The sequence below is a fragment of the Paenilisteria rustica genome, assembly GCF_013820765.1.
In the GTDB taxonomy this organism is placed as follows: Bacteria; Bacillota; Bacilli; order Lactobacillales; family Listeriaceae; genus Listeria_A; species Listeria_A rustica.
Genome location: NZ_JABJVM010000001.1, coordinates 81,457 through 92,715, shown reverse-complemented (window position 1 = coordinate 92,715; position 11,259 = coordinate 81,457). Strand labels below are relative to the sequence as shown.

The window sequence follows — 11,259 nt, the reverse complement described above, 5'->3', positions numbered from 1 at the left end:
CCTTATTCCCCTTCAACCTCGTTCTTATACAGGTCGATCTCGTCATTTAAGTATTTCATTTTTTCATCTAAATGTTGAATAATAGCCGCAGCCTCATACAATTCTTGCGTCAAATGCGCTGGTGCCGTCGATTTATATTTATAGTAAATCTTATGCTCCAAACTCGCCCAAAAATCCATTGCAACCGTTCTAATCTGGATTTCCACACACATTTTGCGCGACGTATTCGTCAAGAAAATCGGCACTTCACAAATCAAATGCAGACTCCGATACCCGTTAGGCTTAGGATTCTCCACATAATCTTTCACATTCAAAATCGTCATATCGTCTTGGTTTGCCAACATCTCATAAATTTTATAAATATCCGACACAAAAGAACAAGTCACCCGAATCCCAGCGATATCATGCACATGTTCGTACGCATTCTCTGGTGTAATATCAAGCCCTTTTTTCTCCAATTTCGCCGTCAAACTCTCAAAACTCTTGACCCGCGATTTCAAATGTTCCATCGGATTATAATCATGAAGAAACTGGAACTCATCATTCAATATTTTTAATTTCGTATTCACTTCTTCTAAGGCAAAACGATGCATTAACATCACATTACGCCATTCTTTCAACTCATTTACGGAAGGTTGTTGCACAAAAATAACTCCTCTCTCCACTTCACTATTCTACCTTCCTATGTTACTACATTTTGCACATTTCCGCACAGTAATTCGATAAATTAAAGAGATTTCTTACTATATTATCATCATTTTATTAGAATACAATGCACTTGAAGTATACCGCAGCTTTATGAACAACAAATGAATTTTAGAAAGCCGTTTCTATTTGGTCTACTTTTTGGTATGATGGACGTATATAAAAATCGAAAACGGGGGTCTGTTTGGGATGTTAAATAAAGAAGCAGAATTGCAATTTAATATTATTCTGAAAGCGTTAAATATGACTAGTGTTGGCGTTATCATTACGGATGGTGATCTACCGGACAATCCAATTATTTATGTGAATAGCGGCTTCGAACGGATCACAGGCTATACCTCTGAGGAAGTGATGGGGAAAAACTGCCATATGCTCCAAGGCCGTAAAACAGACAAATCCGCGCTAGCTAAAATAAGCCAAGCCGTGAAAAACCGTACCACCGTTAGTGTATTCCTCCAAAACTACCGTAAAAATGGCGATATCTTCTTCAATGAACTGACGATTGACCCCATTTATGACGAAGCATCTGGGAAAAACTATTTTATTGGCATCCAGCGCGATGTCACACGCGAAGAAAAATACAAGATGTTACTCGAAGATTCAATTGAAGAAATTGTTAAAATGTCGACACCAATTGTTCCTGTCCAAGAAGGCGTTGCTGTTCTTCCATTAGTTGGCGCGCTTTCAACGGATCGTTTTGAAGAAATGACGCAAAATGTAGCTTCCTACCTTGAAGTAAGTCACATTGATTATTTAATCATGGACATTTCGGGACTCGCTGATTTCAATGAAGAAGTTGCCGCGAATCTGATTAAATTTTTAGCCTTAACAAAATTAACGGGGGTAAGCCTCATGTTGACCGGAGTTTCACCACGATTCGCAATGCTGATGGTCAATTATGATAATCGCCTGCCGAGCATTCCAACTTTTAGCACCGTTCGCGAAGCTCTAAAAAACGTCTAAAATACAAAAAAGCCTTGCAATTCCCCGCTATATTCGTTAGTATAGAACATGAAAACTTAATAAAATCCTCATCCAAACGGTGAGGTAGAGGTTGCGAAATTCACAAGTAACGGTGACGAGGTGCATAAAACACTGATGATTCCCCGCGAAAAGGATGCTCGCCGAAGTGAAGACAGGTTTATGACTGCTCTTTAGCTGGGACTGTTATCGAAAGAAACAGGACTGCCGTTTTTGCCATTAGCTTGACGAAACGGATGTGCTATCTAACGCTTTTTGATGTTGGTATCTATAGACTGATCTCTAAAGTTGCACACGGGATCGGTTTTTTTGTTCCCAAAACCTCAATTTTCAAAAAGAGCAGAAAGGGAGTTTTACTTGTGAAAAAAGAACAGCAACAAGGTCACATTCGGAGAGATTTAAAAACGCGTCATTTATCGATGATTGCCATTGGGGGCTCGATTGGAACGGGATTATTCCTAGCGAGTGGAAATGCCATAGCAGTAGCAGGACCTGGGGGCGCACTTGTCGCTTATGCTGCGATTGGCTTAATGGTTTACTTTTTAATGACGAGCCTTGGGGAAATGGCAACATACATGCCTGTCTCTGGTTCCTTTAGTACGTATGCCTCCCGCTTTGTCGATCCAGCTTTTGGATTCGCACTCGGCTGGAACTACTGGTTCAACTGGGCGATTACACTTGCCGTTGATATTTCGACTGCCGCACTTATTATTCAATTTTGGTATCCAGATGCACCGGCTTGGCTTTGGAGCGCCGTATTCCTATTACTCATATTCGGCTTAAACGCCCTGTCCGTCAAAGCTTACGGCGAATCAGAATATTGGTTCTCCATCATCAAAGTAGTCACTGTCATTGTCTTTTTAATCATCGGTGTCCTAACTATTCTTGGGATTCTCGGTGGACATTTCATCGGTTTTGAAAACTTCACGATGGGTGATGCACCATTTAAAGGTGGCTTCTTCGCCATTCTCGGGACCTTCCTACTCGCCGGATTCTCTTTCCAGGGAACAGAGCTCGTAGGTATTGCAGCCGGTGAGAGCGCAACGCCTGAAAAAAGCGTGCCAAAAGCGATTAAACAAGTTTTCTGGCGTATCCTGCTTTTCTATATTTTTGCGATTTTCATTATCGGGATGATTATTCCTTACACTAGTCCAAACCTGCTTGGCGGCGAAGCGACAGACGTTGCAATCAGCCCGTTCACGCTCGTTTTCGAAAAAGCTGGACTTGCTGTTGCTGCCTCCGTAATGAACGCGGTTATCTTAACATCCGTATTATCCGCTGGTAACTCAGGACTTTACGCTTCCACTCGGATGCTATGGTCGATGGCAAAAGACGGAAAAGCACCGAAATTCCTATCCAAAGTAAACCGTCGCGGTATTCCGATGGCAGCACTTATTTTGACAACAATTGTTGGTGCGATGACGTTTATCACGACTTTAAGCGACAATGGTGCCGTTATCTATACATGGCTCCTCAGCGCATCCGGTCTAACTGGTTTCATTGCCTGGGTTGGTATTGCGATTAGTCACTATCGTTTCCGACGCGCCTATGTGAAACAAGGTCTGAACTTAGATGACCTGAAATATAAGGCAAAATTCTTCCCATTCGGTCCTATTCTAGCGCTAGTACTATGTCTCTTAGTTATCGTTGGGCAAGATTACAATGCCTTCCTACATCCAGATATTACAAACCCACAATGGTGGCAGAAAATCGGAATTTCCTACATTGGACTCCCAATTTTCTTAGCATTTTGGCTCATTTATAAATACACGAAAAAATCAAAAGTCATCCCACTTGAAGAATGTTCTTTCGACGAACATTCTTATGAAAACAAGAAATAAAATTAACGTCTAAGTAACAAAAAAGCAGGGCCCTCGTATATTCCATTTTAATAAATGGCTATATACAAAGGTCTCTGCTTTTTTTTGAGAACTTGTTTGAACTAAGTCCCTCTTATATTCTTCCCTACTTTCTCCTTCTCAATATAAGGACACTTGCCACTGATAGTATAATTCCCCATAAAAGTGTATCCTGTGAATGACTATCTCCTGTACTTGGTAACGTTCCAGGCATTTCATAATCAGTATTTATTTTTGTCGAAACTATGGCATCATCCAGATTATTCATACCTGCATCCGTAACACCTACTAACGGTTCTACAGTAACATTACGAGTTGCTTCAGCCATGTTGCCGTCTTTATCCGTCACCTCATAAGTTACTTTATATTCGCCCGGCATTCTGGTGTTCACATTGTTGGAAGTCACGTTTACTTCCGAAGTAATAACGCCATCCTCTTTATCTAATGCTGAAATATCTTCCATCGCATTAAATGTTGCCCCTAACGGAATCGTCAGGTTTTCTGCACCACTTATTACTGGTGCCTCTGTTACTGTAATTGCACGAGTAAATGTTGCCTCATTTCCATCTGTATCAGTTACTTCATACCTTGCCTCATAGTCTCCAGATTTATTTACATCCACATCGTCGCTTACAACTTTAATTTCATCTGTGACATCACCATCTTCTACATCCACCGCAGCAATACCTTCTAGTGGACGGAAATTATCCCCTGGGTTCAATCTCAAACTCCTTTTCCCACTAAATAACGGTATATTTTGAACTTCTATAATTCGAGTAAACCTTGCCGTATTACCATCACTATCAGTAACCTCATACACTACCTCATATGTCCCAGGTATGCTTGTATCAACATTATCGCTAATCACTTTGATTCCACTTGTCACATCACCATCTTCTAAATCATTAGCCACAATATCATCCATAGGATCGAACATAGCATTAGGGTATACTTTGACATTCGATTCCCCACTAAATATTGGTATATTGGGTACTACGACAACACGAGTAAATCTTGTCTTATTACCATCGCTATCGGTGACCTCATATACTACTTCATAGCTACCAGGTTTACTCGTATCAACATCATTACTAATGACCTTGATATCAGCTGTCAGGGTACCATCCTCTAAATCCGATGCTTCAATACTGTCCAAAGGATTAAATGGTGCATTAGGATATAGTTTGAGTTGAGCTTTGCCAATAAACTTTGGCACATTTGGTACTTCTATTTGTCGAGTAAAGGATACTGTATTACCATCACTATCAGTGACTTGATACACTACTTCATAGAGCCCAGGTAGGCTTGTATCCACATTGTTACTCACTACTATGATGTCATCTGTAATATCACCATCTTCTTTATCCATTGCCTCCATCGTTGTCATTGGATTAAAAATACTGTTTGGATAGACTTTGGTTTTTGTCTCTCCTGTAAGAAATGGTTTTTCAGTCACAACTACAGTACGTGTAAAGGTTGTTTTATTACCATCACTATCAGTAACCTCATATACTACTTCATAGTTTCCAGGAACACCTGTATCCACATTGTTACTAACTACTTGGATACCCGATAATGCACCATCTTCTTTATCCGTTGCACTAATATTATCCAAAGGAACGAATACACTATCTGGATTTATACTAATTGTAGCATCGCCAACAAATGCTGGTTTTTCAGTAACGATGACCTCCCGAGTGAAGGTATCTGTATTTCCGTCACTATCTGTCACTTCATACATGACAGAATAAGTGCCTGGCTCACTCGTATCCACATCATTGTATGTTATTACTACATTTAAAGTCACATCTCCATCTTCTTTATCTGTCGCTTGAATCGTACTCATTGGATCAAATACGCTATTTGGATTCACCTCTGTAGAGACCTCGCCTGTAATGATTGGGGCTTCTGTCACAGTAACCGTACGCGTAAATGTCGATGTATTTCCATCACTATCTGTTACCTCGTACACCACTTCATACGTCCCTGGCACGCTAGTATCCACATTATTATTAACTACCTGAATTGATTCCGTTATTGTTCCATCTTCTTTGTCTTGTGCATTAATATCTGCCCATGGATTAAACACACTATTTGGTGATACTTCAATGGAGCTATTCCCAGTAATAACGGGCTTCTCAGTTACAACTACCGTTCGTGTAAAACTTGCTTTGTTACCATCTAGATCAATGACTTCATAGTTTACTTCATAAGCACCTGGTGTACTCGTATCCACATTATTACTAATAACTTGAATCGCAGCTGTCAAATCACCATCTTCATTATCTGTGCCAGTCAGTCCCAAAAGTGGGTTAAAAATACTGTCTGGATTTACTTCTATAGAACTGTCTCCCGTAATAATTGGAGCTTCTGTCACGATAACATTTCGTTCGAACCTCGCCTTGTTCCCATCACTATCCGTTACTTCATACTCTACTCTATATGTTCCTGGTTTAGAGGTATCCACATTGTTACTTATCACCTGTATATCCCCCGTAATATCTCCATCCTCTTTATCATTTGACATAATATTATCTAGTGGATTAAAAATACTATTCGGATTCGCTTTCACAATACTATCCCCTGTAATGACAGGCATTTCTGTTACAATAACGGTACGCGTAAAGTTTATTTTGTTACCATCCGAATCGGTTACTTCATACACGACCTCATAGGTTCCAGGTACACTCGTATTCAGATTATTACTAATAATCTGAATGTCGTCCGTAATATCCCCATCTTCTTTGTCATTCGCTGTAATATCTGCTAGTACGTCAAACACGCTGTTCGGATTCACTTCTACGACATTAGCACCATTAATGACCGGTACTTCTGTCACAGTAACCGTTCGTATAAATGTCGATTTATTTCCATCACTGTCCGTTACTTCATACAACACTTCATAGGTCCCAGGTATTCCTGTATTTACATTATTACTGACAACTTGAATATCTCCTGTGACATCTCCATCTTCCTTATCCTTTGCTGTAATATCAGCTAATGGATCGAATACGCTATTTGGATTTACTTCTACCGAGGAATCTCCTAAAATAACAGGACTCTCTGTGACAACAACTGTACGTGTAAATGTTGCTTTATTTCCATCGCTATCTGTCACTTCATATGTTACAGAGTAATTTCCAGACACGCTTGTATTTACATCATTGTATGTTACTACAACACTTGCAGTTAGGTCATCATCTTCTTTATCCATCGCTTGAATTGTACTCAGCGGATCAAACATGCTATTCGGATTTATTTCTGTATTACTCTCACCAGTTATAACTGGAACTTCTGTCACAATAACCGTTCGTGTAAATGTCGATGTATTTCCATCACTATCTGTCACCTCATACATAACAGAATAGTTGCCAGGCGAATTAGTATTTACATCATTATATGTGACCTTTATGTCTGCGGTCACATCACCGTCTTCTTTATCCATTGCCTGCATCGTGCTCAACGGATCAAATACACTATTTGGGTTTACCTTAGTAATGCTTTCACCCATAATAACCGGCGCCTCCAAAACGATAACTGTTCGCGTAAAACTTGTTTTATTTCCATTGCTATCTGTTACTTCATACACGACCTCATATGTTCCTGGTTTGCTAGTATCTACATTATTACTTACAATTTGAATATCTCCTGTCAAATAGCCATCTTCATTATCCGAGGCTTGAAGTGTACTCATTGGATCAAATATTGCATTCGGATTTAGCATTGTTGTCGCATCCCCTGTAATTACTGGCGCTGCGGTTACAACTACCGTTCGTTTAAAATCCGCCTTATTTCCATCACTATCCGTCACTTCATATGTCACCTCATACGTTCCAGGAATACTCGTATCTACATTATTGGTAATTACTTGAACAACACCTGTTAAATCACCATCTTCTTTATCACTTGATGCAATATCTACCAATGGATCAAATACACTATTTGGATTCAACTCTAACGAACTTGATCCTGTAATAGCAGGCGCTTCTGTTACAACAACTTCACGTTTAAAGCTTGTTTTATTACCATCACTATCTGTAACCTCAAAGATAACTTCATATGTTCCTGGTATGCCTGTATCTACGTTATTGCTAAGAATCTGGATATCACCTGTCACATCGCCATCTTCTTTATCGTCCGCCGTAATATCACCTAGTGGATCAAATACACTATTGGGGTTCACCTCTATTGAGCTTGCTCCTGTAAAAATAGGCCCGCCTACTACCACAACTGATCGTGTAAATGTAGTTTTGTTCCCATCGCTATCTGTTACTTCATAAACCACGGAATATGTCCCCGCCTGATTGACATTTACGTTATTACTTTTTATTATTATATTTTCTGTTATATCACCGTCTTCCGTATCTGTAGATTGCATGGTGCTCAAGGGATTAAAAACAGACTCCACATTCAATTTAGTAACCGAGTCCCCACTTATTACGGGTGGATCGTTGGTTCCGATGACAATTGAGCCCCCTGATGTTTCTGCTGTATATATTGAATCTGTAAACCCTTCATCATTATACGTCGCACTTAGTTCTGGCATAGCTTCATCCGCAACCGCAATCGCTGTTAGTGGGACTGTAATACCTGCAGATGCGTCTTTTGCCAGTGGTCCTAATGTAATTGTCAGTGTTCCAGTAGTCGAATCGTATTGCTCATCTGTAATATCTGCGTCGGCTGAGGATAGGCTACCAGGTGTGTATGACATCTCTGTTGGGATTTTCACTTTAATTGTATTATTTTCCGAGGACATGCCTCCTGAATTGCTCACATTAACATTATAGTCTACAGTCTTCCCTACCTTTATATTGGGCGCGACAAACGTCCCCCCAACTGTCAGAATCGATTGCGAAGAGAATAAAACCTTATCTAGAGAATTACCTCTAGCAACATCTCCCGTGGATGAGCTTACAGATCGGAACTGAAAGCGTGTTGTTGTTTGCCCAGCAGGGATCGTGTAAGTTCCTTTGTATAATCTCCACGCTGCGTGATTTGTAGATAGGTCTACTTGTTTGACCATGGTACCACTTGGAGGGCCGAATTCTACAACAGCTTTATCAACACCATATAAACCGCGATGATAAACTTGCCATCTTACCTTGACACCAGGAGTAGTTGGTATATCTTGATATAAAGCGGCTACTTCATTTGCATTTAATTCTGCCCACTGTGTCCCTGAAGCAGCATTCATTGGTGGTATTGCGCCAGTTCCAATAAATCCTTGTGCTTGAAACTCAATCAAACCATCCGTTGCAGTAGTCTCCCAGCCAGGTACCGCAGACTGAGCAAAAAGTTTCCAATGGGGTGCTGGAGTTGGGACTCTAGGTGTCTCCATATCTCCATTTACAATTGTTATAACATCTGGGTTTACAGCCGCTGCGGCTCTATCCTCTTTCACAGCTATGTTTGAAAATGCCTCAGTAGAAAAAATAAGACCTGCTACTAATGTCGTGATAGATAATATAGATATCCCCTTCTTGATACGCTTTTTCACTCTCATAATACTAACCTCCACTTATTTTTTTCCCCTTAAGCTTTGTTATACCCATCCTTATTATAAAAATAACATTAATTAACTATGTTTATTTTTTTACAATTAATATTATATATGTATGTTACGGAAAATTTTGCTTCTAATGGCTAAGATATGCACTATTTTTATACAAAAAAAAGATTTCCCATAAAAAGAAATCCTTTTTGACTATGCAATTTTTTCTTAATGAGCGACTTTTTAATCTATTTCTATAAACTTTCGATTTGCTGGTAATCTCAATTCGCTTATTGATATCTCCATCATCGATCTCATTCTTCAGTGCGCCGAGAGATACATAGATGCCCGGCGCACTGAGGTTTGGCGTCTTCGATAGCTACGTTTTGAAGTCGTTCTTAGTCTGCCTTTAATAACCCTTCGATTTTGCGGTTAATCTCAATTAGTTTATCTATGTCCTCGTCGTCTATTTCATCCAATGCTTTCATCATCGCTTTATATGCAAAGGCGTTTTGCGTCGAGCGCTCAGACATTTCCTTACCTTTTTCCGTTAACTGCAAGCGCCACGCATCTGCGTTTTCCACGAACTCGGTATTCATTTTTTCGACTAGTCTCGCGTGGACTAAGCCGTCTACATTAGCCGAAATGACTTCTGTCGATGTGAATAGTTTCTTCTTTAAGTCATCTACCGTTGATTCCGGGCGTCCATATAAAATATTAAGTATCGCCATTTGTTGTAACGACAAGCCTAGACTCAGCGCGTTCTGCTCGGCGTGTTTCGCTGTAATTCGGTTAATCGCCCAGTATGATCCCAGCACATCCCGCACTTTATTTACTCTATCTTCACTCAATTCCATCTATCATCACCTCTTCCTCTTCTATTTTACGCTACTTTCTATTATACACAATGATCTTTACATAAACTTAACGAAATCCACTTTTTTTAAAATTTTTTTCTAAATCACTTGACTTACTTTTTATAAGTATGTTATTATTTGTTTGTAAGATATTTCGATATTAAAACATTTTGATGAAGCGAGGTGGTTTCCTTGGACAATGTCGATTTGAAATTGTTTACCGTTTTGCTTAGATCAGCAGGTTGGATTCAAAAACTTACGGCTAGATTGGTTGAGGAACATGGTATTACACCAAGTGAATTCGGTGTTTTAGAGCAGATTTATCATCTTGGACCACAACAACTTCAAGCAATTGGTCAGAAAAATTTGATTTCAAACGGCAACACAACGTACATGGTTACAAAGCTTGAAAAGAAGCAATACTTAGTTCGCACGACAGACCCGAACGATCGCCGTATCGTTTATGCCGAGCTAACCGAACAAGGCACAACTTTTATCAGCAACCTATTTCCAAAGTTTGAAACATTGATAATCGAACAACTCCATGTTTTAGATGAGGAAGAGAAGGAAACATTAATAATGCGGCTAAAAACAATCGGACTAAACGCCGAGTCCCACTGGCGAACAAAATGAAGATGGCGCCAACCAAAAAAACTATATTAATTGGAGGAATTTTAAAATGACAGTAGAAAAATGGAATGTAGACCCAGCACACAGTTCAATCGAGTTTCAAGTAAAACACATGATGGTATCTAAAGTAAAAGGTGCTTTCAAAGATTTCAGCGCTGATTTAACACTTAACCCCGAAGACTTAACAACAGCTAGCCTGACATTCACTGTGGACGCGGCGTCTATCGATACACGCCAAGAAGCACGTGATGGTCATTTGAAGAGCCCAGATTTCTTCGATGTAGAAAACTATCCATCGATTACTTTTAAATCGACAAACATCGTGGCAGATGGCGGTAACGAATACAAAGTAACTGGTGATTTGACCGTTCGCGACGTTACAAAACCAATTACACTAAATGTAGAATATGAAGGCACAAGTAAAGATCCAATGTCCGGAAATATGGTTGCAGGCTTTGAAGGAACAGGCAAATTCAATCGCAAAGACTTTGGCTTAAACTACAATGCAGTGCTCGAAACTGGCGGCGTACTTATTGGCGACGAAGTGAAACTCAACATACAAATCGAAGTCTCCAAATAATACAAAAGGTGAGTTAATACAATAGTACCTATAGAATGGACATTTCAAAAAAGAAGTGCGTTCTATAGGTATTTTTTGTATACTCAAATAAAGCAATAACTCCGCCATAAAGGAATCAATCATGAGCAAAAACTATTCTCGAACGCCAAAATCCAA

7 protein-coding genes and 1 riboswitch are annotated in these 11,259 nt (G+C 39.7%); of the genes, 4 read left to right on the top strand and 3 right to left on the bottom strand.

Annotated elements, in window-relative coordinates; translation table 11 throughout:
• Positions 1–2: 2 nt before the first annotated feature.
• Positions 3–644, bottom strand: a complete 642-nt coding sequence (locus tag HPK16_RS00415; protein WP_181675055.1) for a GTP pyrophosphokinase family protein — start codon at positions 642–644, stop codon at positions 3–5.
• Positions 645–894: 250 nt separating this feature from the next.
• On the opposite strand from HPK16_RS00415, the gene ytvA reads away from it, so the two are divergent.
• Together ytvA and HPK16_RS00405 are read left to right on the top strand one after the other, a co-directional pair.
• Entirely contained in the window at positions 895–1,668 is a 774-nt protein-coding gene (ytvA, locus tag HPK16_RS00410) for a YtvA family blue-light photoreceptor (protein ID WP_181675054.1), read from the top strand.
• Between the two features lie 77 nt (positions 1,669–1,745).
• Positions 1,746–1,938, top strand: a riboswitch (Lysine riboswitch).
• A gap of 107 nt (positions 1,939–2,045) precedes the next feature.
• Positions 2,046–3,527: an amino acid permease gene (locus HPK16_RS00405; RefSeq protein ID WP_484549369.1), complete on the top strand. Its 1,482-nt coding sequence runs from the start codon at positions 2,046–2,048 to the stop codon at positions 3,525–3,527.
• Positions 3,528–3,651: 124 nt separating this feature from the next.
• Here the strand turns inward: HPK16_RS00405 and HPK16_RS00400 are convergent, their stop codons facing one another.
• Entirely contained in the window at positions 3,652–9,048 is a 5,397-nt protein-coding gene (locus HPK16_RS00400) for an LPXTG cell wall anchor domain-containing protein (RefSeq protein WP_181675052.1), read from the bottom strand.
• A 386-nt stretch (positions 9,049–9,434) separates the two neighbouring features.
• Positions 9,435–9,893 (bottom strand): MarR family transcriptional regulator, encoded by a 459-nt coding sequence (locus tag HPK16_RS00395; protein WP_181675051.1) that lies wholly within the window; start codon positions 9,891–9,893, stop codon positions 9,435–9,437.
• Positions 9,894–10,085: 192 nt separating this feature from the next.
• Between HPK16_RS00395 and HPK16_RS00390 the strand changes: the two genes are divergently transcribed.
• The gene (locus tag HPK16_RS00390; RefSeq protein WP_220132208.1) at positions 10,086–10,526 is read left to right on the top strand and encodes a MarR family winged helix-turn-helix transcriptional regulator; all 441 of its coding nucleotides are present in this window, start codon (positions 10,086–10,088) and stop codon (positions 10,524–10,526) included.
• Between the two features lie 46 nt (positions 10,527–10,572).
• Entirely contained in the window at positions 10,573–11,103 is a 531-nt protein-coding gene (locus tag HPK16_RS00385) for a YceI family protein (protein WP_181675049.1), read from the top strand.
• Positions 11,104–11,259: the final 156 nt, after the last annotated feature.

Bases quoted from the DNA above. Each gene is read 5' to 3' on its own strand.
- ytvA (WP_181675054.1), top strand. From the start codon at position 895: ATGTTAAATAAAGAAGCAGAATTGCAATTTAATATTATTCTGAAAGCG.
- HPK16_RS00400 (WP_181675052.1), bottom strand. From the start codon at position 9,048: ATGAGAGTGAAAAAGCGTATCAAGAAGGGGATATCTATATTATCTATC.
- HPK16_RS00395 (WP_181675051.1), bottom strand. From the start codon at position 9,893: ATGGAATTGAGTGAAGATAGAGTAAATAAAGTGCGGGATGTGCTGGGA.
- HPK16_RS00385 (WP_181675049.1), top strand. From the start codon at position 10,573: ATGACAGTAGAAAAATGGAATGTAGACCCAGCACACAGTTCAATCGAG.